This is a genomic window from Gleimia sp. 6138-11-ORH1, assembly GCF_024814355.1.
Lineage (GTDB): Bacteria > Actinomycetota > Actinomycetes > Actinomycetales > Actinomycetaceae > Gleimia.
Window position 1 is genome coordinate 1 of the sequence record NZ_JANUXV010000006.1, and the last position, 24907, is coordinate 24907.

At 50.2% G+C, this 24907-nt stretch carries 19 protein-coding genes; 15 read left to right on the forward strand and 4 right to left on the reverse strand.

All coding sequences use genetic code 11. The features are described from left to right. The first annotated feature begins 619 nt into the window (after positions 1–619). The 4 genes from NXS08_RS06785 to metG all read left to right on the forward strand — a co-directional run bounded on the left by NXS08_RS06785 (position 620) and on the right by metG (position 4504). Positions 620–1048 (forward strand): pyrimidine dimer DNA glycosylase/endonuclease V, encoded by a 429-nt coding sequence (locus NXS08_RS06785; protein WP_259138784.1) that lies wholly within the window; start codon positions 620–622, stop codon positions 1046–1048. 109 nt (positions 1049–1157) lie between these two features. Beyond that, positions 1158–1436 (forward strand): antitoxin, encoded by a 279-nt coding sequence (locus tag NXS08_RS06790; protein WP_259138786.1) that lies wholly within the window; start codon positions 1158–1160, stop codon positions 1434–1436. A 318-nt stretch (positions 1437–1754) separates the two neighbouring features. Beyond that, on the forward strand, positions 1755–2645 hold the full coding sequence (rsmI, locus tag NXS08_RS06795; RefSeq protein ID WP_259138932.1) for a 16S rRNA (cytidine(1402)-2'-O)-methyltransferase: 891 nt from the start codon (positions 1755–1757) through the stop codon (positions 2643–2645). A 53-nt stretch (positions 2646–2698) separates the two neighbouring features. Beyond that, the gene (gene metG, locus NXS08_RS06800) at positions 2699–4504 is read left to right on the forward strand and encodes a methionine--tRNA ligase (protein ID WP_259138788.1); all 1806 of its coding nucleotides are present in this window, start codon (positions 2699–2701) and stop codon (positions 4502–4504) included. A gap of 37 nt (positions 4505–4541) precedes the next feature. Here metG and NXS08_RS06805 read toward each other — a convergent pair whose 3' ends face one another. Then, the gene (locus tag NXS08_RS06805) at positions 4542–5564 is read right to left on the reverse strand and encodes a LacI family DNA-binding transcriptional regulator (RefSeq protein ID WP_259138790.1); all 1023 of its coding nucleotides are present in this window, start codon (positions 5562–5564) and stop codon (positions 4542–4544) included. 114 nt (positions 5565–5678) lie between these two features. Between NXS08_RS06805 and NXS08_RS06810 the strand changes: the two genes are divergently transcribed. The 5 genes from NXS08_RS06810 to NXS08_RS06830 all read left to right on the forward strand — a co-directional run bounded on the left by NXS08_RS06810 (position 5679) and on the right by NXS08_RS06830 (position 13310). Then, positions 5679–8798, forward strand: coding sequence for an alpha-mannosidase (locus NXS08_RS06810; RefSeq protein ID WP_259138792.1), 3120 nt, complete (start codon positions 5679–5681; stop codon positions 8796–8798). Further along, complete coding sequence (locus NXS08_RS06815; RefSeq protein ID WP_259138794.1) at positions 8795–10030, forward strand: hypothetical protein; 1236 nt, start codon at positions 8795–8797, stop codon at positions 10028–10030. The genes NXS08_RS06810 and NXS08_RS06815 overlap by 4 nt, the downstream gene beginning before the upstream one ends. Positions 10031–10085: 55 nt before the next feature. After that, positions 10086–11372, forward strand: a complete 1287-nt coding sequence (locus tag NXS08_RS06820) for a sugar ABC transporter substrate-binding protein (RefSeq protein WP_259138796.1) — start codon at positions 10086–10088, stop codon at positions 11370–11372. A gap of 115 nt (positions 11373–11487) precedes the next feature. Beyond that, positions 11488–12441, forward strand: coding sequence for a carbohydrate ABC transporter permease (locus NXS08_RS06825; protein WP_259138798.1), 954 nt, complete (start codon positions 11488–11490; stop codon positions 12439–12441). Beyond that, a complete protein-coding gene (locus NXS08_RS06830) occupies positions 12438–13310 on the forward strand; it encodes a carbohydrate ABC transporter permease (protein WP_259138800.1) in 873 nt (290 codons plus the stop codon). The genes NXS08_RS06825 and NXS08_RS06830 overlap by 4 nt, the downstream gene beginning before the upstream one ends. Positions 13311–13439: 129 nt before the next feature. Here NXS08_RS06830 and NXS08_RS06835 read toward each other — a convergent pair whose 3' ends face one another. From NXS08_RS06835 to NXS08_RS06845, 3 genes are all read right to left on the reverse strand, one after another. Further along, entirely contained in the window at positions 13440–15101 is a 1662-nt protein-coding gene (locus NXS08_RS06835; protein ID WP_259138802.1) for an FAD-dependent oxidoreductase, read from the reverse strand. 148 nt (positions 15102–15249) lie between these two features. Beyond that, a complete protein-coding gene (locus NXS08_RS06840; RefSeq protein WP_259138804.1) occupies positions 15250–15714 on the reverse strand; it encodes a hypothetical protein in 465 nt (154 codons plus the stop codon). A 13-nt stretch (positions 15715–15727) separates the two neighbouring features. Beyond that, positions 15728–16957, reverse strand: a complete 1230-nt coding sequence (locus NXS08_RS06845; RefSeq protein ID WP_259138807.1) for a PspC domain-containing protein — start codon at positions 16955–16957, stop codon at positions 15728–15730. A gap of 113 nt (positions 16958–17070) precedes the next feature. On the opposite strand from NXS08_RS06845, the gene NXS08_RS06850 reads away from it, so the two are divergent. The 6 genes from NXS08_RS06850 (at position 17071) to sucD (ending at position 24897) form a co-directional block, all read left to right on the forward strand. Next, positions 17071–18315 (forward strand): ATP-binding protein, encoded by a 1245-nt coding sequence (locus tag NXS08_RS06850; RefSeq protein ID WP_259138809.1) that lies wholly within the window; start codon positions 17071–17073, stop codon positions 18313–18315. A 2-nt stretch (positions 18316–18317) separates the two neighbouring features. Further along, positions 18318–18974: a response regulator transcription factor gene (locus NXS08_RS06855; RefSeq protein ID WP_259138811.1), complete on the forward strand. Its 657-nt coding sequence runs from the start codon at positions 18318–18320 to the stop codon at positions 18972–18974. A gap of 110 nt (positions 18975–19084) precedes the next feature. Next, on the forward strand, positions 19085–20002 hold the full coding sequence (locus NXS08_RS06860; protein ID WP_259138813.1) for a LysR substrate-binding domain-containing protein: 918 nt from the start codon (positions 19085–19087) through the stop codon (positions 20000–20002). A gap of 89 nt (positions 20003–20091) precedes the next feature. Next, positions 20092–22734 carry a UvrD-helicase domain-containing protein gene (locus tag NXS08_RS06865; protein ID WP_259138815.1) on the forward strand — a complete coding sequence of 881 codons (2643 nt, stop codon included), beginning with the start codon at positions 20092–20094 and terminating at the stop codon, positions 22732–22734. Between the two features lie 59 nt (positions 22735–22793). After that, positions 22794–23960, forward strand: a complete 1167-nt coding sequence (sucC, locus tag NXS08_RS06870; protein WP_259138817.1) for an ADP-forming succinate--CoA ligase subunit beta — start codon at positions 22794–22796, stop codon at positions 23958–23960. A gap of 10 nt (positions 23961–23970) precedes the next feature. Then, a complete protein-coding gene (gene sucD / locus NXS08_RS06875; protein WP_259138819.1) occupies positions 23971–24897 on the forward strand; it encodes a succinate--CoA ligase subunit alpha in 927 nt (308 codons plus the stop codon). The last annotated feature ends 10 nt before the right edge of the window (positions 24898–24907 follow it).

Genomic DNA, 24907 nt, shown 5'->3' on the forward strand with positions numbered 1-24907 from the left:
CAGCCCCATCCCGAACCTGGAAGCTAAGCCTTAGCACGCTGATGGTACTGCACCCGCCAGGGTGTGGGAGAGTAAGACACCGCCGCAAACCAAACACAAACTGGAGCACAAACACCAAAACCCCAAACGGGTATGGTGTTTGTGCTCCAAAACAATACCCCCCCAAAAACACACAACACACAACAGGGGGGCACACAAGGGCACGCACACCAGGGGGCGCGGGTAGGTGAACCCACACGTGCGGTACGAGGGCACATAGCAGCCAGACGCACACGCGGGGGCGTTACTGCAGCCACACGCCCACAGCCAGAGCGCGTGAACACGAATAACATACGCATAATGACGTGCGTATCCACAACCAGGGCACAAAACACACGCAACAGGTGCATAGCCGCAAGCCAAACACGTCCAGGCGAGGGCATTACCACAGCCAGGGGGCGGAACCCAAATAACATACGCATAATGAGGTGCGTAGGATCAGTATGTGAGCAATGCCTGCCTAAAAGAAACTCCCATAAACCCAACTAGCACGGTTTAGCACCACAAACAGCACAAGCACACATTAATTTCCTGTTAATAGGGTAAGATACATGCGTTACTAATGTTGGGAGGGCTTTATATGCGGCTTTGGTCGATTCATCCGAAATACCTAGATAGGCAAGGGCTTACTGCCTGTTGGCGGGAAGCGCTTTTAGCGCAGGCAGTTATTGCTGGACGAACTAAGGGTTATACTCGCCATCCACAGCTTGAACGCTTTCAAAGCTGCGAACGTCCTCTAGCTGCAGTAGGTACTTACTTAAGTTCTGTACAAAAAGAGGCGACTCGGCGCGGATATAACTTCGATGCTTCTCGGATTATTGAGAGCGACCCAAGTATTCGCATTACAGTTACCGACGGGCAGGTAGCTTATGAACGCGAACATCTTTTAAGAAAGCTAACTGAACGGACACCAGATTGGGTTCACTACCTCGTTGATGATGTTGCAACCGAACTCCATCCGATGTTTGATTTAATCCCCGGGCCGATTGCCAGCTGGGAGCGTGTATAACACAAAAACCTATTGTGAATGCAACCAATTAACAAATACGACCATCTATAAGATGCGCGCCCTTTGAGATGCCGATATGATGGAATCAATCTCAGGAAAGGAGATAAAAATGAACCTCGACGATATTAAGAACACTGTTTCCGAAAAGATTTCTGAACTTACCGGTCAGGAAGTTGACCTTGACGCAGTTGTTTCTGACAGCAAAGCAAACCTTGGTGACATTAAGGAAACTGTTACTTCAAAGGCAGCTGAATTGGCTTCTGAAGAAAACACTGATGGCATCTTAGATACCGTAGCTGGCGCTGTTGATTCTGCTACCGGTGGTAAGTTTGCAGACAAGATTGAAGCTGCACGCGATTTCCTAGACTCCAAGCTGGGCGACGAGTAAGTTTAGACTTAGCAAAGTAGCTATTTGTAATCAGATTTAATCTGGGATAGCTATTCCGTAGATTAATTCTACTTTTGGGGGGCGCTTCGGTGCCCCCCAAAATTTTCCCACTAATGCCGCTCTCCCATTCCAGCGCACTCATTCACACAGCGATTCACAAACTCCGATTCCGGCGCGCTGATTTCCGCGCCCACTCATTCACACAGCGATTCACAAACTCCCATTCCGGCGCGTTGTTTTTCCACGCGCCGACCCACACTTCGCAATGGCACCCTACTCACCAAATACCAGGCGAGGCGCTTGCCCAGGTATGGGACAATAGAAATCGTGAAAGATGAAACAAATCGCCCTCGAGAAAGTGCTTCTAAAGCCACCGTGCAACCAGCCGGGAGTATTCTGCTAGCTGCCACCCCGATTGGGGACACAGCTGACGCCTCCCCACGCCTGGTCAAAGCCCTGCAAGAAGCCGACTTAATCGGCGCAGAAGACACGCGGAAACTACTTAATTTATGCGGGCGTTTAGGGATTAAAACAACTGCGAAAATCATTGCGCTGCATGAACATAATGAGAATGAGCGCGCGAAAAAGCTCCTTGAAGCAGCAGCAGCTGGGCAGCGCGTCATGGTAGTTTCAGACGCGGGAATGCCCACAGTTTCCGACCCGGGTTTTCGGGTGGCTTCGCAGGCAGCAGCCGCGCAAATAAAGGTTTCTGCTCTACCTGGGCCGTCTGCTGTGCTCACTGCCCTGGCAGTTTCGGGGCTGCCTTCAGACCGCTTCTGCTTTGACGGGTTTGTGCCCCGCAAAGAGAGTGACCGCAGAAAGTTCTTCGCAGCTTTAAAAACTGAGCCGCGCACGATGATTTTTTTCGATTCCCCTAAGCGAGTGCATGAAACTTTCGGGGTTTTAGAAGAAGTTTTCGGAGCAGACCGCAAAGCGGTGTTATGTCGTGAGCTGACCAAGACTTATGAGGAAATCTTACGCGGTACGGTGAGTGAGTTAAAAGATCTTACCGAGGGCGAAATCCGCGGTGAAATTACCCTGGTAATCGCCGGAGCAGAAAAGTCTAGTAAAGATCCGGCAGACTATGTGGCGCAGGTGAAGGCGTTAGCTGCAGAAGGTATGCGCCTTAAAGATGCGGCGGCGCAGGTAGCTGAGGCGACGGGCTTGCGGAAGAATGAGCTTTATCAGGCGGCTTTGGCAGCAAAGTAACTAAAAGAGCATAAAGTAGAGAAACCCGTACTTAAAGGCATAAACTATTAACTATGAGTCGTATTTTATCTGCAGTAGCTTGGCCGTATGCGAACGGCCCTCGTCATATTGGACACGTAGCCGGTTTCGGCGTACCTTCTGATGTTTTCTCACGGTACATGCGAATGCAGGGACACGACGTGCTAATGGTCTCTGGGACTGACGAACACGGTACCCCAATTTTGGTAGCTGCCGATGGGAAGGGGATTACTCCCCGGCAGTTGGCTGATGAAAATAACCGGCTGATTGTTGAGGATCTGGTGCAGCTGGGGCTTTCCTATGACCTTTTCACTCGGACTACTACCGGTAACCACTATCAGGTGGTGCAGGCAATGTTTGAGGTGGTGCGAGATAACGGTTACATGCTGGTGCAGACCACTCACGGAGCGATTTCGCCGTCTACTGGACGGACTTTACCGGACCGTTATATTGAGGGAACTTGCCCGATCTGTAAAGATGGGGGAGCGCGCGGCGACCAGTGTGATAACTGTGGGAACCAACTGGATCCGACTGACTTGATTAACCCGGTTTCGCGGATCAATGGGGAAACCCCTAAGTTTATTGAAACTGAACATTATTTCTTGGATTTACCTGGGTTGGCTGGGGCTTTGTCTAACTGGTTAGATGAGCGTGAAAAGTCCGGTACTTGGCGTCCGAATGTGATTAAGTTTTCGCAGAACTTTTTGGAAGATATTCGCCCTCGGGCGATGACTCGCGATATTGACTGGGGGATTCCTGTACCCGGGTGGGAGGATCAGCCGTCTAAGCGCCTGTATGTTTGGTTTGACGCGGTAGTTGGCTACCTGTCAGCTTCGATTGAGTGGGCGCGTCGTAGTGGTGACCCTGAAGCATGGCGGAAGTGGTGGAATGATCCTGAAGCCTTGTCCTACTACTTCATGGGTAAAGACAATATTGTTTTCCATTCGCAGATTTGGCCGGCGGAAATCTTAGGTTACAACGGGGGCGGAGACAAGGGCGGTGAGCCTGGCGCTTTCGGTACTTTGAATCTGCCGACTGAAGTGGTTTCTTCAGAGTTCCTCACTATGGAAGGGCGTAAGTTTGCGTCCTCGCGGGGGATTGTGATTTATGTGCGGGATATGCTGTCTCGCTACCAGCCGGATGCGTTGCGTTACTTCATTTCGGCGGCTGGGCCGGAAAGTTCTGATGCGGACTTTACTTGGGCTGAGTTTGTGCGCCGGACTAACTCGGAACTGGTAGCTGGTTGGGGGAACTTGGTGAACCGATCAGCTTCGATGATTAGTAAGCGTTTTGGGGAGATTCCTCAGCCGGGAGAGTTGGCAGAGATTGACCGGGCCCTGTTGGATCAGTTGGCAGCTGGATTTGCCGAGGTCGGTGAGCTGATCGGCTCTCATCGGCAGAAAGCGGCGATTGCTACGGTAATGCGGCTGGTGGGTGAAGCTAATAAGTATGTGGCTGATACGGAGCCTTTTAAGTTGAAGGATCCTGCGCAGGAAGAGCGTTTAGCTACGATTTTGTGGACTTTGGCGCAGGCGGTTTCTGATTTGAATACGATGATGAGCCCGTTCTTACCTCACTCTGCTAATGCGATTGACCTGGTAATGGGGGGTGCTGGTGACTTGGCTCCAATGCCGTCTATCGTTGAGGTGGAGGACTTGGATGTTACTAATGAAGATGGTTCTGCCCGCGCTTACCCAATTATTACTGGCGACTATCAGTTCCCTAAGTGGGAGCGTCGCAACGTAGTTGTGGGAACGAAGATTGAGAAACCGAAACCAGTTTTTGTGAAATTGGATGAGGCGATTATTGAAGAAGAACTGGCTCGCTACGCGGGAATCTGATTTAGATATATTCCTTGAAGGACACGTAGTTTGCTTGCTAGTGGCTAGTCCCGTTTAAGTTGTTAGCAGAAGAGTCCCGCACAATCACATTGGGAGTTTCTTCGCTTACGGTGTGGGGTGGTTGTCCGTCCAGGACAGATACTAGAACTTGGGCGGCGTGTTCACCTAAGGTGGCGGGGTTGCGACTGATTGCGGAGATGGAGGGTTTTACTACCCGACATATGGGTGAGTCTTCGCAAGAAACTAGGAGGATTTGTTTCCCGGGGGTAAGGTCATTGTCGTAAAGGGCTTGTAAGCCGCCGAGTGCCAGGATTTCGTTTTCAAAGATTAGCGCCTGCGGAGGGTTTGCTTTTTCTAATAGTTTCGTAGTTTCGGTATATCCGGCATATTCGGTGAAGTCTGTGTTGGAAGCGATTTCTACAGAGAGCACCACAGTTTTTGCGAAGTTACGCAAGGACGTGATCCGTCGTTTAGCGTGTAGGCGGGTGGCGGCTCCGCAGATGTACGCCAGGGAACTAACTTCTCTTGAGACCAGATGTTTAGCTATTTCAACCATCATTTGGGCGTCATTTGCCAGTACTGCAGAAGCTCCGGGCATGGAATCTCCGATGGCTACGGCAGGTAGTTCTAAAGATTCTAAGAGGCTGCTGCGTGGGTCTTGTTCCTGGGGGTTAACTACTACTACGCCATCGACTTTGCGCTGCGCCCACCATAGGCGATAGGTTTCTAACTCATCTTCGACAGAGTCTGCCAGGTGGAGGAGCAGTTCATAGTTGCTGGAGTGCAGGGTTGTTTGTAAGCCGACAATGAAGTTGAAGTAGAATCTTTCGGCTAAGTGGGAGGTGTTGGGGCGGGGGATAACTAAGCCGATTGTATTTGTTTTGGATGCTGATAGAGCGCGTGCTGTGGGGTTGGGTGACCACCCCATTGAGGCGGCTACTGTAAGGATGCGTTCGCGGGTTTGTGCGGATATTCCCGGTTTGTCGTTGAGTGCGAAAGAAACTGCGGTGGGGGAGACTTTAGCTGCCCGCGCAATATCTTTGATTGTGACTCGCTTCATTAAAATCACCTTAAACGTTATAAAATCTTAATCTAAAGATAGTTTACTAAACCGTTTTAGTAAGTACTATTCATTACATACTTCATCGAGGAAGTAACAGACGAAGGAGTCAAAATGCATGACAATAGAGATATCTTGGAACGCCGCATAGAGCGTACCCTGGTTGAGCGCATTTTGCCTGCCCAATACACAAAAATCGCTCCCCTTACCCTGGAACACTACCGGATCCCCCTAGAAAACGGGATCATTGCCGAGCCCATCTCTTTCAACGAAGCGAAAACTGCGCCCTACACACCTTTCACCCTGGGCACCACCTGGGGAGCGCCGTGGCAAACCACCTGGTTCCGCACCGTCCTCGAAACCCCAGCAAATCTGGAACTGTCAGAAAACGATGAACTGGAAGCAGTCTTTGACCTGGGCTGGGAAGACCACTCAGTAGGCTTCCAATGTGAAGCCCTGATCCGCGACGCCAACGGCGAAACCCTTAAAGCACTGAACCCGAAAAACCGCTGGCTCCCTTTAGACCGCCACACTAAACAACAAGAAATCTACATCGAAGCAGCCGCAAACCCCCTGCTATTAGCCGTCCCCCCATTCCAAGTCACCTACGACGGAGACAAACTCACCGCTTCACAAACTGACCTTTACACTTTCCGCAGCGCTGACCTATGTATTAAACACGCAGACGTCTACCACCTGGCATTAGATATTGCAGTTTTAAGAGAACTAATCGCTGTAGAAAAAGACTTTACCGACTGGCACTGGCGGATCCTCTTCACTCTAAACGACGCCTTAGACGCCCTCGATCTAAACCAGATCCCCGCTACCGCGCCTAAAGCTAGAGAAATTCTCAAACCGGTTTTAACTGCCCCCGCATTGCCCGGCGCCCACCAACTATCTGCCGTGGGACACGCCCACATCGACACCGCCTGGCTGTGGCCACTGCGCGAAACCCGACGCAAAGTAATCCGCACCCTGGCAAACGTAGTAAGACTTATCGAGGACGGCACCGGACTAATCTTCGCCCTCCCCGCCGCACAACACCTGGAATGGGTAAAACAAGACGACCCCAACTTATTTACCCGCATCAAAACCTGTGTTGAAAACGGCAGTATTGTCCCCGTCGGCGGAATGTGGGTAGAGCCAGATGCAGTTTTACCTGGGGGAGAAGCCCTCTGCCGGCAACTCACCGAAGGTATGAGCTGGCTAGAAGAAAACCTGGGATACACCTGTAAAGAAATCTGGCTCCCCGATTCTTTCGGCTACTCTGCAGCACTGCCACAAATCGCTCGTGAAGCAGGGATTGAACGCTTCCTCACCCAGAAAATCTCGTGGAACCAAGTAAATGTATTCCCTCACCACACGCTACTTTGGGAAGGAATCGACGGATCGCGGATCTTCACCCACTTCCCCCCGGCAGACACCTACGGATCAGACATTAGCGGAGCCAACCTACACCACGCGGTAAATAACTTTAAGAATAAAGGACGCGCCAACTGCTCCCTACTTCCCTTCGGCTACGGAGACGGCGGGGGCGGCCCCACCCGGGAAATGATAGAACGGATCAGCCGCTACAGTAACCTACAGGGCGCACCAGTAGTAAAAATGGAAAGCCCCGTAGACTTCTTTGACAAAGCCATTGCCGACCAACCCCAGCCGCCGGTATGGGTGGGGGAACTATACCTAGAACTCCACCGCGGAACCCTCACCTCACAAATCGCCACTAAACAAGGTAACCGCCGTAACGAAGCTCTGCTGCGTGAAGCTGAACTATGGGCAACTATGGCCGCCCTAAACGGAGTTAGAGACTACCCCTTAGCAGAACTACGCGAACTATGGCGCAACCTTTTACTATGCCAATTCCACGATATTCTCCCCGGCACCTCAATCGCCTGGGTACACCGTGAAGTAAAAGAAATCCACGCAGAAACTTCCGCACGCCTCGAAGCAATCATAAACGCTTCTTTAACCGCATTAACTGCCGGTGGCGACCAACTTCTCAGCGCAAATGCCAGCTCATATTCCCTCGGCGCAGCCGCTCCTCTAAGTATCAGCGCCGAGCCCCTCACAACCAGCGGTGCAGCAACCCAAAATACCCAGCCAGCCCACCCGGTAACAACTAATTCGGTAACAACAAATCCGGTAAGTAACCCCACGCCAGTTACCATCGACCGCGAGCGCCGAGAAATCTCAAACGGAATCATTACCGCCCGCTTCAACCAAGCAGGTGAATGTGAAAGCCTAGTAGAAGTAGCTACCGGACGCGAATACCTACCGGCAAACGCAGCTGCCGGAGTTCTACACGTTCACCAAGACTTCCCTAACATGTGGGACGCATGGGATATCGACCCCTTCTACCGCGGCAGCCAAACTACGGTAGAAACCCGCCAACTAAAATCCCTCACCCTCACCGACGGGCAAGCAATAGTTAAAGCAACCGCCACCTACGGGCAAAGTGAAATCAACCTAACCTGGAGCCTTGCCCCCGGCGAAACCGGCCTGGACCTACAAGTAGAGGCAAGCTGGTGGGAAAGTGAAAAACTCCTGAAACTAGGCTTCCCCGTTGATATTCACACCGACCAAGCCGAATATGAAACCCAAATGGGCTTCATCAAACGCAACACCCACGAAAATACCTCTTGGGACGCCTATAAGTTTGAAGCCGGCGCACACCGCTGGATTCGGATAGCTAACGCAGGTGCTGCACTAGCAATCGCCAATAACGCCACCTACGGGTGGGACGTTACCCGCCACGCTCGCGGAAACCGCGGAACCTGGTCACTGGTTAGAGCTACTTTAATAAAAACTGCTGTCTACCCTGACCCACACCAAGATCAGGGAAACCACAGTTGGAAATTCCGTCTGATTCCCGGTGCCAGCGTAGAAAATGCAGTAGCTGCCGGGCAAGACATTAACTTGGGGCGGCGTAAACTAACCGGCAAACCAGTTGCCCCACTGTTTACCTTAGAAGGATTAACTACAGAATCAGTGGCTTTAGCTCCTGACGGATCCGGTGACGTGATAATCCGCGCCTATGAGCCAACCGGCGGCCCGGCAAACGCCACCTTAACCCTACTCCACCCCCGGTTGAAACAGCCGCTCATAACTGATCTGCGCTATCAGCCGGTGGAAACTAAACAACTAACCCAAACTGAATCGCGTTCTTATAGCTTGGAAGTAAGTCCCTTCCAAATCATCACCCTGCGAATCCCAACCGAAGGAAGTGCAAAGTGAAATTTGGCGTGAACTACACACCGCGTGGAAACTGGTTCCACTCCTGGCTGGACTTTGATCCAGCTAAAGTAGCTGAAGATATGCAAACCATTGCCAGCATAGGCGCTGACCATGTGCGTATCTTCCCCCTATGGCCGATCCTGCAACCAAATCGCACGCTGATCCGCACAAAAGCAATCGATGACGTGGTGAAAGTTGCTGAACTGGCTCATCAAGCCGGCTTGAATACCTCAATAGATGTCCTCCAAGGACACCTGTCCTCATTTGATTTCCTCCCCAGCTGGGTTTCCACCTGGCACCGGCGAAACCTTTTCACTGACCCGCAGGTGGTGGATGGACAACTACAGTTACTCACCGCCCTCGGAAAAGCCCTGAAAGACGTTCCCGGCACCACGGGACTGACCGTAGGTAACGAATTTATCCAGTTCGCTGCCCTGCGTCACCCAGATGCCGACTTGATTTCTAAAACTGAAGCGAATCAATGGCTGGCAACCCTACTGGGGAAAGCCAAGGAAATTTGGCCCGCCGGGACGCACGTGCACTGCCACGACGACGACCTCTGGTTTGACGACACGCACCCCTTCACCCCCGCAGCAGCAGTTGAATACGGTGACTTAACTACCGTTCACTCCTGGGTATTTGGGCGGATCGGCCCGCGTTTTGGAAAAGGTGCGCCAGAGCTAACCCATTTTGCCCGCTACCTGTGTGAACTCGCAGCCGCCTGGTCACCCACCCCGGGTAGAGGCGTGTGGCTCCAAGAAATTGGCAGTCCCATAAACTACGTGGAAACCAGTGACGCTCCCCAATTCCTTTTAGAAACAGTGGGTAACTTGTTAGGAGCCGGCGGCGGGGGAGTCTCCCCCCATTTAGAAGCCATCACCTGGTGGTGTTCCCACGACGTTTCGCAAGACTTGGCAGATTTCCCCGTTTTAGAATATTCTTTGGGATTAATTTCCGAGGACGGAAAAGTCAAACCCATCGGGGAAGCCTTCAAAGAAGCCACCCAACTCTACAGTGCCACCGAATATGAGCCGGTGGAACGCGAAAAACTGGTCTTTAACGCCCCGCAGTGGCAGCGTAGCCAAACCGATGCCACCCACGCATTCTTTGATCAGTGGGTAGCGCACGCCCTCCAAGGGGACGTGAAAGCTATCGAACTGAACTTAAGCGGATATGAAGAAAAAATCGGAAAGCAAGCGCCGACGCAAACTTTCCTTTCAACCTGGGAGTAACCCCCACGGGACTTCCAACTAACCAAAATAAATAATTTCCAAGGAGGGAAAACAAATGAGAACCAAACGTGTTCTATCTGCAGTAATTGCAGGCCTAGCCGCATTAAGCTTGGCAGCATGTACCGGTGGCGGCGCAGGCACCACACCTGAAGTTAGCTCCGACGTAAAAGGTCTAAGTGGGGAAATCACCTTCCAAACCTGGTCACTCAAAGGTGACCGATTCTCCCCCTACTTTGAAAAACTCATCAAAGACTTTGAAACCGCTAACCCAGGTGTGAAAATCAAATGGATTGACCAACCCGGTGACGGCTACGAAGATAAAATCCTCCAGCAAGCTAACTCTGGTGAACTCCCAGACGTAATCAACCTACCTCCAGAATTCGCTTACAAACTGGCTCAGGTAGATCAGCTGATGGACCTGAAAGCAGCCGATGCGAAAACTCTTGATCTCTATGTCGAAGGGGCAAGTAAAGCCTACGAGTACCCAGAGATTGAAGGAACCTACGGGTACGCCTGGTATTTGGGAACTGACCTCAACTGGTACAACACAAAGATGCTTAAAGATGCCGGCGTGGATATCGACAAACTTCCTACCACTTTGGATGAACTATTCGAAATGGCTTCTAAAGTAGCCAAAGAAACAAACGGGAAAATTAAGATGATTTCTGACGTACCCCGTACCGGGACTCTTTCAGCTGCCGGAGTGGAAATCTACAAGGACGGTAAGTTCGTTTTCAACACTCCAGAAGCTGTAAAAGTAGTGGAACGCTACAAGAAAGCCTACGAGGACGGAGCTATGCCAGCCGAAGCGTTGAACGCCGACTACCTGGGGAACAAGACCCTGTACCTTTCAGGGAAAACTGCTTGGACTACCGGCGCTGCTGGTTTCGCTTCTGACATGGCAAAAGACGCTCCAACTTTGGTAGCTGACACTGTAGTAACCCCACGAATCGGACACCCACCTTTGTTCATTCAAGGTATTTCAGTAGCTAAGAATACTAAGAATCCTGAAGTTGCTTTAGCTTTCGCTAAGTACCTAACCAACACTGAAAACCAAGTGGAATTCGTTAAACTCGCCCAAGGTTTCTTCCCCGGAACTAAGGAAGCAAACGCAAACCCAGATTCTTTCACTTCAGTAATTGAATCCGAACTCCAAAAGCAGGCAACTGAAAAAGCTGCCGCCGCAATGGATGAAGCAACCCCTGAATACCCCATCCAGTTCACCTACGACATGGACACCTACCTCAAACAGCAGATGGCTCTGGCTGTTAAGGGTGAAATTTCCATTCAGGAAGCCTTAGATAAGGCCGTCGATTACGCGAATAAGAACCTCGCTAAGTAATCAACCTGTGAGGGTGTGCGGTGGCATCTGCACCACACACCCTCACAAATCTTCCCAACCAAAAGAGCTTTAATCACAGAACTTTAGTTACTGCTTTAGTTAAAGGAGGCGGAAAATGAAATCCTACCGCTGGTACACGCCATACATACTTTTGGCTCCGGCGATTGTGTGGGTAGTAGTCTTTGCAATCTGGCCATTTCTAAACACAGTCTACCTAGCCTTCACAGACGCCCGGCCCCTGCGGAAACCAAACTGGGTGGGACTGGAAAACTTCCAAGAACTTTTTGCAGACGAACGCTTCACCTATGCGATGACGACCAGTTTCGTGTACGTCCTCATTTGCGTTCCTCTGCTAACTTTCCTACCTCTTTTTCTGGCTCTTTTAGTACAAAAGAAAATCCCCGCTATTTCGATTTTCCGCACCACCTACTATTTCCCAGTGATCGCTTCAGTGGTAGTAGTCGGGATTATTTGGAGCTGGATTTTCGACACTAAAGGCATCATCAACGAATCTTTAATGTTCACCGGTGTGATTGACGAACCGATTACTTTCCTCATCGATCGTTGGCTAATTCTCTTATCCGCCATTTCTCTCACCGTTTGGAAAGGGCTGGGATACTACATGGTAGTTTACCTAGCGGCACTTACTAACGTTTCCCCTGAACTCCACGAAGCTGCCGCTTTAGACGGGGCCAACACCTGGCAGCGTTTTTGGAACGTCACTGTTCCTGCGGTACGTCCCGCCATGATGCTAATTTCTGCGCTGATTACAGTTGCCGCGATGCGTATCTTCGCTGAAATCTACGTGCTCACTAATGGAACCGGTGGACCCGGTGGGCAAGCCCAATCCCTGGTAATGCTAATCCAACAAACCGGAAAAGGCTTAAACGGGCGGTTAGGTTACGCCTCCGCCGTATCAGTGGTACTTTTCTTCCTCACCATTGTGCCTCTACTGATTGTGGGTTGGATTAATCAAGGAGAGCAGATCCGCACCGCCCTCGAAAACAGGAAGAAGCGCCGCGCCCAACGTAAAAATGGGAAACTAATCGCGGAAGGAACCACGAAATGAAAATTAACCGACCCTGGCGCCGCCGCGGCGAAGCGGATTTCGCAAAACCAACCTTACAGGGACTAATTTTCCGCTATATTCTGCTGGTCTTTGTCATGGTGATTACTGTAGGCCCCTTCATTTGGCAGCTTTCTACTTCCCTTAAAGGCCCGTTTGAGGACATTTATATGTTCCCTCCGAACTTGATTCCGGCTGAACCAACTTTGGAAAACTATGCGGAAGTAACCCGCACTATTCCGGTAGTTTCCTACGCGTGGCACTCGCTTTTAGTGGCTTTAGCTACCGTTGTCACTAACGTCATTTTTGCTACTGCTGCCGGTTATGCGCTGGCTCAAATGCAGTTTAAGGGCAAAGCTATCTTAATGATTCTGATTCTTTCAACCCTTTTACTTCCGGGTGAAGTTACCCTTACCTCACAGTATTTGACGGTGAAAAGTATGGGCTTGGCAAATACTTTAGTGGGTGTTTTCTTACCCGGTGCAATCACGGCGATTAACGTTCTATTGATGACTACCGCCGCAGCTGCCGTGCCACAGTCGATTTTAGATGCGGCTGCGATTGATGGTGCTTCAGTTATGCAGCGAATCCGCCATATTCTTTGGCCTAATGTTAAGGGAATGGCTTCAGTAGTGGCATTGATGAGTTTCATTCAAGCTTGGGATGATTTCCTGTGGCCCCTGGTGGTTTTATCCGATCCGGAAAAGTACACGCTGACGGTGGGGATGGAGTATTTGAAATCCACGATGAGTAATAATCCGCGGGTGGTGGCAGCGGGTACGATGATTGCGCTAATGCCGATTATTTTACTTTTCGTTTCCACTCAAAAGCAGTTCTTCCGCGGAGTAGAAGCTGGCGGGGTGAAAGGTTAAGTCGGATAACTTTAATGGGGGCTTGGCGGAAGTATTTCCGCCAAGCCCCCCTTTTTTGTCTTTGGGATTTGCAATTAAGCAGGGTGTTTTACGTGCCTTTTAAAGGGTTTTCCCAAGGGCGTGGTAAAACTATTTTTTCTGTGCATTAAGGACTTCTAAACCGAACTGTAAAGAGATTGCTCCACCAGAGAAGTTCTGGCAGTCAATCCCGTGGGCTTGTAGAATCCGCTGCGCTAGGTAAGAGCGTAAACCGGACTGGCAGTGAACACTGACTCGGCGTCCAGCTGCGGCGGTGCGGACTTCTTCAATCCGGTCACGTAGTTCTGGAAGAGGGATTAGTAAAGACTCGGGGAGCTTAAACTTTCCATCTACTTCTGCGTGGTTGCGCACGTCCAGCACTAAATCGGTTTCGATTACTGTAGGAATGTCTTTCCAATCCCAGGTGGGGCAGTTGTCGAATAGAATATTTCCGGCGGTGAAGCCCAGCATATTTACCAGGTCTTTGGCGGAGCCGATTGGAGGTGAGTAGCAAAGTTCCAGTTCGGCTAAGTCATCTGCGGTCATTCCGGCGCGCAGGGCGGTTGCTAAAACGTCGATGCGTTTATCGGCTCCGTCTGGGCCAACTGCTTGGGCGCCGAGCAGGTGTCCATCGGGGGAGAAAAAGCCGGTTAGGTGGATTTGTTTCGCACCGGGGTAGTAGCCGGCATGCTGGCTGCCGTGTACGCGCACAGTGGTGTATTCGGTGTTGCCTTCTAAAGCGCGTGAGTTAGCGCCGGTTACGGCGGCGACTACGTCGAAAACGCGGACTACTGCGGTGCCGAGGACGGGTTTTTGCTCGATAGTGGCGTGTCCTAAAGCCTGGTCGGCGGCGCGGCGCCCTTGGCGGTTGGCGGGGCCAGCTAGGAAGATGGGGGCAAGTCGCCCGTCGTGGAAGCGTACTTGCACTACGTCCCCGGCGGCTAAAATATCTGGGTCAGAGGTGACTTGGTTGTCATCTACAATCACTGCGCCGCGTTCAGAAAGTTCCAGTCCAGCTTCTTTAGCCAGTTCTGACCGAGGGCGTACCCCTAAGGAAGCGAGAATTAAACCGGTTTCTACGGTAGAACCGTCAGAGAGGTGTACGATTGCACCGTTTGCGGTTTCTTCAACGCGCTGGGCCAGCACCCCTAAGCGGAGGTCTACACCGTGTTCGCGAAGTTCACGGTGGAGAACAACTGCCAGATCTGGTTCTAGGAGGGGCATTACCTGGGGGGCTGCTTCAACTAGGGTAACTGTGTAACCTTGATGAACCAGGGCTTCGACTGCTTCTAAGCCGATGAATCCAGCGCCCAGGACGGTTACGTGTGTAGGTTTGCGTTCGGCCAGGTCGGCAAGGAAAGCATCCATTTGGGGGATGGTGCGCAGGCCGTGAACTACGGGTAGTTCCAGGCCGGGAACTGGGGGGAGTACTGCGTCTGCTCCGGGAGCGAGGATTAGTTTGTCGTAGCTTTCGGTGTATTCACCGTCTGGGCCGGAAACGGAAACAGTTTTTTCTGCGCGGTTAATTTTGGTGACAGTTGAGTTTACTCGCACATCTAAGTTTGCGCGGGATTTTAGGGTTTGGGGAGTGTGGAGTAAAAGGGAATCGCGTTCGGCGATTTCTTTACCTACGTGGTAGGGAAGTCCACAGTTGGCGAAAGACACGTATGGCCCGGCCTCGAAAACGATAATTTCTGCTTTTTCATCTAAACGGCGTGCTCTGGCAGCTGCTGACATACCTGCGGCGACACCACCGACAACAACAAGTTTCATAATCTTCCTTTCATTGTAGCACAAAACTCTTCTATATAAGGATACCTGATTTGCAGACGCGAAGCGGACTGAACCGAAAAACCTAGCAAAAAATGTCCGGTCAGTTACCTTAGATAACTAACCGGACATTTCTAAAACACAGTTATTATTAACGGCGCTTACGCTCTTTAAGTGCAGTGACGAAAGCAAATACTAAAAGAACTAAACCAATTGCTCCGGAAGAAACAATCGCGAGCACCACCGGATCAATTCCATTCGTGAACGGAAGTACGATAATGAAAACCCCGATCGCAAAGACAATGAAAGCCCAGGCAAGTAAACCAAAGTTAATTCCCTTAGAACCGGCAACTGAATCCGCGGAATAAGAAGCGCTATCATAAGTGCCGCTGGGGAAAGAAGTATCAGTTCCAGCCAGGGGAGCTTCAGATCCTACCGGCGGCACATCGGCATTAGTCTCAGCGAACGACGGGGCCGGGCTGACAGGGGTCTCTCCGGTGGCTTCAGGTGAAAATGCGGAAACAGTAGGGCTGGAAGTAACGCTTTCGGCAGGTTCTACTGTGTCAGTAAGTTCATCTGGAGCAGGGGTTTGTGAAAAATCATTTTGCGTAGACATGGTAGAGCTTTCCTTAATGAATTGGGTAATGAATCGAGGGGGCATACCCTAAGATAAAGGGCGAGAGTAGGAATAAAACGACAATACTTAAAGCCGTTAGCCAAGTTCCTTGGCGACCTTTAATAGCCAAATAACCCAGCATTAAGCCCATGGAAATGAAAGCTATTCCAAGGAAGTTTAAGAAAACTAACTCTGAGGTAAGAGGGAGGAAACTAAGTTCCTTAGCTAAAAGTAAGAAAGCTAGGGAAACTAAGCTAAACCCGGCCAGACCCAGGAAGGCGGCAACTCCAGGGCCTCTGCCCCAACGGCCTCCTATCTCTGCCATTTCCCCCGGGTAATACAGCGGAGGCTGCGCAACTGACGGAATATTAGGTGAATGCGCAGGCGGATAAGCGTAGTTTCCATACCCATTGACAGGAATCTGCAACGGAAGTTCCGGAGCAGCCGGTACAAATGTGGGAAGCGAATCAGCCGGAGGAGCCCAATTCCTTGGCGACGCCTCCGGGGGGAGTGAACCTTCAGCAACAGGGGTAGCTTCAGTGAACTGTGGAGCAGGCGGAGTCTGCGGAGCTTCAAAAACAGGTGGATTCTGTGCAGCAGGTGGAGTGGGAGCTGCAGCTTCGAAATTTGCGAAAGGTTGAGGGGCATTAGGAGATGAAGGATACATGGTAGTTTCACCTTTCGAGTTTGATTTATTACGATGGGCAAAAAAGATGATTACCCCAATAAGCAGAGCAACTATCGTCAGCGGAGAAACTGAAAAAAAGACATTATCGAAGGTAGGATCGAGTAAACCTAAGTTAAATCGAAAACCCCGAGAAGTTAATGCCGCAATAGTACCCAGCAAAATAAGTGCTTGCGAACCGGTAAACCGCGACGCTAAAAGTTCCTCTAACTCGATGGACTCAGAATGTTCTTCCGGCAACAGCGCCCAGGTGAGCATATACAGTAAAGTAGCCACTGGGAAAGAAACCAGTAAGAGGATGATAAAGATCCCGCGGACAATCGCAACATCCCACTGGAATCTCTTAGCAACAGCGAGGGCGATTCCCCCTAACCAACCGTTTTGAGAACGTCGCCAAGTCAGCGCCCGCAGTTCAGTAAAAAACTTAGCCGTAGGTGGCTTTCTGTAAGGTGCTTGCGGAGGACCATAGCCACCGGGAGGACCATAGCCACCGGGAGGAACAGCTCCAGCAAAAGGAGGCTGCCCATTCGCAGAATTATTATTATCAAAAGTATTCATACCTCTATTGTCAATAAAAATACAGCCGACAGCTATCGGGGAAACCCCTGATTGCACCCTGAAATATGCAGAAAATATAGAGGATTGAACAGAAAGTCTGGCAGACTTAAAAAGTGGCAGAAACACTTCAACCAAATAACCAGCGTCTCCCCTTAGAACGTACCCGTCCAGGTGACCCCTACCGACCTACCCCCTATGTAGCAGGAGTAGCATCCGGTTTAGCACTCCACCTGGATATAAAAGTTGCCTACATTCGCTGGTTTTTCGTACTCATCAACCTATTCGCCTTCTTTGGTGCCGGAATTATCTTATACGTCTGGCTCTGGGCAACAGTAAAACCCACCACCGATTACCGCGAATATAATGAAGAACGCCTGGCACAAAAACAAAAAATTGTGAACACCGGCTGGCAAATCCCGTCTTACATCCAAGGGATAATGCTAGCAACGCCTTTTTTACTAGTTAGCATAGTCGGACTAATGCATCTAAACGGCTGGTATCTACTTTCTGACTGGCATCTGGGCATCGCACTTCTGTCCAGTGGAATACTGATTATCTGGACCCAAACCCAAAATCTAAACCGCTGGATAAAACCCGCCGTAGCCACCCCCCTAACTTTGGGCTTCTTACTCCAAATCGGAGGGATCCTCTTAATCTCCGCCGCCGTGCAAATAGATGAACCCTGGGTGAATAACCTTTTCGTAGGTATAGCAATCCTAGCTTCGGTAACTCTTTCCCTGGCCCCATTCCTCATGTATTCCAACCAAGAATACCAAAATGCAAAATTAGAACGAGTACGCGAAACAGAACGAGCTGACATAGCCGCCCACCTACATGACTCCGTACTCCAAACACTCATGCTAATCAAAGCAAACGCAATGGACGCAGCGAAAGTAAAAAGCCTCGCAATCCAACAAGAACGCGAACTAAGAGCCTGGCTCTACACCGGAGTTAAAGACACCCAAAAATCATTCTCTGAACAACTTAGACAAACTATTAGCGAAATTGAAACCAGCTACGGAACAGAAGTTGAAGCTGTCTGCGTGGGAGACACCACCCCCGGCCCCAATGAACTAACCATCATTGCTGCCACTGCCGAAGCCACAAAAAATGCGGTAAGACACGGAAAACCACCTGTGCGAGTATTCTCAGAAATACGCCCCGGACAAATCGACATCTACATACGCGACCACGGTTGCGGATTCACCCTAGAAAACATCGCCCCCGACAGGCACGGGGTTAAAGACTCAATTATCGGGCGAATGGAAAGAGCCGGCGGAACCGCAAAAATCCGTAAACTCGAACTAGGAACCGAAATACACCTAACCATTCCGCCCTCGGAAAAAGAAGGAAAATAACCATGCCGGAACAACCAATTTCCGTGGTAATCATCGACGACCACCCACTGGTACGCGCAGGAATCCGCTTTGAACTCGAAAAATACCCCACCCAAATCCAAATCGTTGGAGAAGCAGCCGACGTAGACAACGCTATTTCCCTGGTACAACAACTCACTCCCCAAGTTGCCCTTTTAGACGTACATATGCCAGGAGGAACCGGCGGAGGCGGAGCAGAAGTAGCTGCCCGCTGCAAAAACAGCCCCACCCGCTTTCTGGCACTCTCCGTTTCAGACGCAGCCGAAGACGTAGTTGCAGTGATCCGCGCCGGCGCTCGCGGATACGTCACCAAAACTATTTCCACCCCCGAACTAATCCAAGCAATTGAACGAGTCGGTGCCGGTGACGCAGCTTTCTCACCCCGCTTAGCTGGTTTTGTTTTAGATGCTTTCGGAAGTACCCAAACTAATGTCACCGATGAAGAACTTGATCTTCTTTCTACCCGCGAACAAGAAGTAATGCGTTTGATAGCTCGTGGATATACCTACAAGGAAGCGGCAGCAGAACTATTCATCTCAATTAAAACGATAGAAACCCACGTTTCAGCCGTACTTAGAAAGTTACAACTATCCAATCGAAATGAATTAACACATTGGGCAAGCCAGCGGAATTTAATATGAGCATACATGTGGCAATGAGTTGTCACATTAGTTTAATATGTGTGAGTAGACTGATTACAAAATGAGTAGACTGACCTAATAAATTCATATTCACACACAGTAAGGAAGCCATGAATATCCGTGACTTGCATTACTTTATCACCCTAGTTGATGAACGCAGCTTCACCAAAGCTGCGCAACGCTGCGGGGTATCTCAGCCAACTCTCTCAACACAAATCCGCAAACTTGAAGAAAAAATCGGGGCTACTTTAGTTGAACGCACCAGCCAAGGAATCATCATAACTCCAGTTGGGCAAGAAATTTTAGACTATGCTCGGGGCATCATTGAAAAAGCCGAAGCTATTCAACACTTCGCTGAGCGTGCCCGTGACCCACACTCAGGTACCTTCACCCTGGGTCTCTTTACAACCCTGGGACCCTACCTATTGCCACGCATTATGGGGCGTATCCGTACAGAATTGCCAAATATCACCGTACGGCTAGTAGAAGATAAAAATGAAGTCCTCCAAGAAATGCTCATTAAAGGAGAACTGGACGGGGTAGTTTTAGGGGAAATCCCGCAAGACGAACGTCTGGTAGTAAAACCACTTTTCAAAGAAGACTTTGTATTCGGTTCTACTAAAGATCACCCACTGGCTAACTTAGAGCGCCCCTTAAAAGTTGAAGACCTGCAGTCTACTGAACTATTAGTTTTAAATGAAGGACACTGTCTAACAACTCAGTCGCTAGAAATTTGCCGCACTGCCCATGCGAAACAAATGGATTTTCGTGCGTCCTCTTTCCCCGTGCTCTGCAATATGGTTGCATCCGGTTATGGAGCTACCCTACTTCCCCGCCTCTCAGTTATCCCCCCAATTCAGAATCCAGACGGATTACACATTACGGAATTTGGTGAGAACGGGCCGTCGCGTACCGTTTACTTCGCGATGCGCGCCTCTTCACCGCTTTACCCAATCGGGGAAGCCCTCCAAGAAATCATTAGAGAAGTTGCCCCAGAAGCCTCTGCAGGGGCAACTGACTTAAACTAAACGCTTTGCGGGTGAGTTTTTAGATTTAGAAAACTCACCCGCAAAACTATAAATATAAGCCTGTCTGTCGATACTGGTAGGGTATTAGTGTGAGTCAAATAGGTACATATAACCCCGCTGTAGCTCTTCCTGGATTGCCCCCGGTAGAAGACCTACTTATAGTTACTTCCCCCCATCAGCAGCAGGCTGAAAAAACCCACCAAAACAGTGATTTTTCAGTGAACGCTGACTGTGACAAACTGCTGCAGGGACTTAATCCGCAGCAGCAAGAAGCGGTTACACACTCCGGTAGCCCACTGCTGATTATCGCCGGAGCAGGATCAGGAAAAACTCGGGTGCTGACTCATCGGATTGCATATTTACTCTGCACCGGCCGGGCCCGTGCCGGAGAAATATTAGCAATTACCTTCACGAATAAAGCAGCCGCAGAAATGCGAGAGCGGGTAAATCAACTGGTGGGTGCCACCGCGAATCGAATGTGGGTATTTACCTTTCACTCCGCCTGCGTGCGAATCCTTAGAGAACAGTATCAGGCAGCCGGAATGCGGTCGAGTTTCACCATTTACGACGCAGCAGACTCACAAAAACTCCTGGGAATAATAACTAAGAACCTGAACATTGACACAAAACGATTCACGCTGAAACTACTAGGATCGCGCATTTCAGACTTGAAAAACGAGCTAATTACCTGGCAAGAATACCAAGAAAATGCCCCGAACGATCCCGTATCTAAAGTGGTAGCCCAGGTGTATCAGCAGTACCAACGCCAACTTACCGAAGCAAATGCGGTTGATTTTGACGATCTAATTATGAAAGTGGTGCAACTGCTCCAAAGCAATCCCGCGGTGGCAGAACACTACCGGCGGCGTTTCCGCCACATCCTGGTAGATGAATATCAAGATACCAACCACGCACAATATGTGCTGGTCAGAGAATTAATTGGAAATGGCGCAGACCTTCCCGCCGGAGAACTAACCGTAGTGGGTGACTCAGACCAGTCAATCTACGCTTTCCGCGGTGCCACCATACGCAATATTGAGGAATTTGAAAAAGATTTCCAAAATGCGCACACAGTGGTACTGGAACAAAACTACCGTTCCACTCAAAATATTCTGTCAGCAGCCAATGCGGTTATTTCAAAAAACTATGGGCGCCGCGCTAAAGCTCTGTGGACAGCCTCTGGAGCTGGAGAACTAATTGCCTATGACGCAGCTGAATCAGAATACGATGAAGCTAAAATAGTGGTTCAAGAAATCAGCCGTTTAACTCCAAGCGAATACAAATACGGAGAAATAGCGATCTTTTATCGCACCAACTCTCAGTCACGCGCCCTGGAAGAACAACTTGTCAGAGCAGGGATTCCGTATCGAGTAGTGGGCGGCACAAAGTTCTACGAACGCAAAGAAATCAAAGACGCTTTAGCCTACCTACAAGTTATTGCCAACCCAGATGATGCAGTGGCAATTCGGCGGATTATCAATACCCCCCGCAGAGGAATCGGAGACAAAGCCGAACAAGTATTGGCCGCCCACGCGCAAATGGAAGGAATCAGTTTCGGAGCAGCTGCACGACAAGTGTGGATCCAAAAAGGGTGCGACCAGGGGGAAGCAAAAACCGTTGAAGTAAGCCCAGCCGCCTGGGAACAGCAAATTCGGGAAGCCCTCATTGAAAATCCAGCTCCGCTGGCAGGCTTAACTGCGCGAGCATTAAACTCAATCGCCGCCTTTTGGGGAGCGATTGAAACTATGCAAGTGTATGCCAAGGAGCATTCCATTGCAGAAGTTCTGGATCAGATTTTAGATGTTACCGGATACCTAGAAGAACTACGCCGATCTAAAGACCCGCAGGATTTAAACCGCGTGGAAAACCTGGCTGAACTACATTCTGTTGCCACCGACTTTGCTAAAGCTAACCCCACTGGGCAACTCCACGACTTTTTAGAAAGAGTTGCCCTGGTAGCAGACGCCGACCAGGTAGCTTCAGAAAGTGAAAATGCCGGAGAAATCACCCTGATGACAGTGCATACAGCTAAAGGGTTAGAATTTCCCGTAGTTTTCGTAACCGGATTAGAAGACGGCACTTTCCCGCATCAACGATCCTTAATGGAAGTATCTGAACTGGCCGAAGAAAGACGCCTAGCTTATGTGGCAATCACTCGAGCTAGGAAAAAACTCTACCTATCGCGCGCTGCAGTGCGATCTGCCTGGGGGACCCCAACAGATCTGCCACCTTCAAGATTTTTAGACGACATTCCCAGCGAACTATTAGAAATACGCCGAGGGCAAACACAAATGGATCGCTACCGCAGTGGTGGTTATGGCGCCGGAAATGGAATTAGAAACAGGGGCACCAGCTACCGGCAAAGTAGCTCAGCCACCGAAGGATACGCGGCAGGTTCAGCTGATGATGATTTTGCTCCCGCATTTGGAAGTGGGTTAAGTTACCGCGGCCCCCGCAGCGCTTCAGAATATGAGATGGAAACGCTTAAATCTGAAGCAACTTTATCAATCGCGCAAAAACTCTCTCAGCAGCAAAAACAGCCGGCTGAAGCGACCTCGGAAAGTGAGGGAATTTCCCTTAAAATCGGGGATAAAGTACGCCACGCTAGCTACGGAACTGGCATCGTAATCGGCATGGAAGGAAGCGGAAAATCAACTGTCGCAAATGTTGATTTTGGCGACGGGAAAGGTAAGCGACTCATGCTACGCTACGCACCCCTAGAAAAGCTGTAACATAATAGTTGTAACAATTAAACGCAACCGAAGCGTTTAAGAACCGGAAGGAAATCAGCGTGGATCTCTTTGAATACCAAGCCCGCGACCTTTTTGAAGCTCATGGCGTGCCCGTCCTAAAAGGCATTGTAGTTAATACTGCTGAAGCAGCAGAACAAGCAGCTGAAACTATCGCAAGCCCAGTAGTTGTAGTCAAAGCTCAAGTAAAAGTAGGGGGACGAGGTAAAGCCGGAGGCGTTAAACTGGCGAAAACTCCCGCTGAAGCAAAAGAACACGCTGACGCTATCCTCGGAATGGATATCAAAGGGCACACCGTAGCGAAAGTGATGATCGCCCAGGGCGCAACCATCGCAGAAGAATACTATTTCTCAATACTTTTAGATCGCGCCAACCGCTGCCACCTGGCCATGTGCTCAAAAGAAGGTGGCGTAGACATTGAAACGCTTGCTAAGGAACGCCCAGAAGCCCTGGCTAAAGTTCCCCTGGATGCTTCAGTAGGGATAGACGAAGCAAAAGCGAAAGAGATTCTCACCCAAGCAGGATTTGAAACCGCAGAACAAGAAAAGCTCATCCCAGTTTTAGTGAAACTCTGGGAAGTTTACGCAAAAGAAGACGCAACTTTAGTGGAAGTAAATCCCCTGGTAAAAATTGCTACCGGAGACATCATTGCCCTGGACGGTAAAGTCTCATTGGACGACAACTCCATCTTCCGCCACCCAGAACACGCTGAACTAAAAGACCTCACCGCAGAAGATCCCTTAGAATCAAAAGCTAAAGCAGCGGGACTAAACTACGTGCGTCTAAACGGGGAAGTAGGCATCATCGGAAACGGTGCCGGACTGGTCATGTCCACCCTTGACGTAGTTGCCTACGCCGGCGAAAAATACGGAGTACGACCCGCCAACTTCCTGGACATTGGTGGGGGAGCCTCAGCCGAAATAATGGCAAAAGGGTTAGACATTATTCTTGGAGACGAACAGGTTAAATCTTGCTTAGTGAATGTCTTTGGAGGAATCACCGCCTGCGACCAAGTAGCCAAAGGTGTAATCGGCGCGTTAGAACTGCTTGGCGAAAATGCGACTAAACCGATTGTGGTTCGTTTAGACGGCAATAAAGTAGCAGAAGGACGCCAAATACTGGTAGAAGCAAATCATCCGTTAGTAACAATGGTTGAAACCATGGACGGGGCAGCAGCTAAAGCAGCTGAGCTGGCCGCGGGAGCATAGGGAGAAAAACATGGCTATCTTTTTAAATCGCGACTCCAAAGTCATTGTCCAAGGTATGACAGGTGCAGAAGGCACAAAACACACTACCCGAATGATTGCTTCAGGCACTCAAATTGTTGGCGGAGTAAACCCGCGCAAAGCCGGTGAAATCCAGAAATTTGAAATCACCCCCTACGGTCCTTTAGCCGACCAGGTGCGAGCCGGAACCTATGAAGTCCCCGTTTACGGGACAGTAGCGGAAGCAAAAGCAGCCACCGGCGCAAACATTTCGGTGATTTTCGTACCCCCGCGCTTCACCAAAGATGCGGTTTTAGAAGCAGTTGCCGCCAAAATAGAACTAATTGTAGTGATTACCGAGGGCGTTCCCGTCCAAGACTCCGTAGAATTCCGCCAAGCTGCCGCCGCCGCAGGTGTACGCTTAATCGGCCCAAACTGCCCCGGAATTATTTCCCCCGGACAATCCAATGTAGGGATTACCCCCGCAGATATCACTGGGCCGGGCAGAATTGGTTTAGTTTCTAAATCCGGGACACTTACCTACCAGATGATGTACGAGCTGGCCGATCTGGGATTCACTACTTGTATTGGTATCGGCGGAGATCCAGTTATCGGGACCATTCACATTGACGCCCTCGCCGCCTTTGAAGCTGATCCGGAAACCGACGTAATCGTGATGATCGGAGAAATCGGGGGAGACGCAGAAGAAAGAGCCGCCGAATATATTGCTGCTCATGTGACGAAACCAGTAGTTGGCTATGTGGCTGGCTTCACCGCTCCAGAAGGAAAAACTATGGGGCATGCCGGCGCAATTGTTTCGGGATCTTCAGGCACCGCCGCAGCGAAGAAAGACGCTTTAGAAGCAGTAGGTGTTAAGGTAGGAAAGACCCCAACTGAAACCGCTAACTTGGTTCGCGAGGTAATCGCCACCCTGGGGTGAACCATCGGTT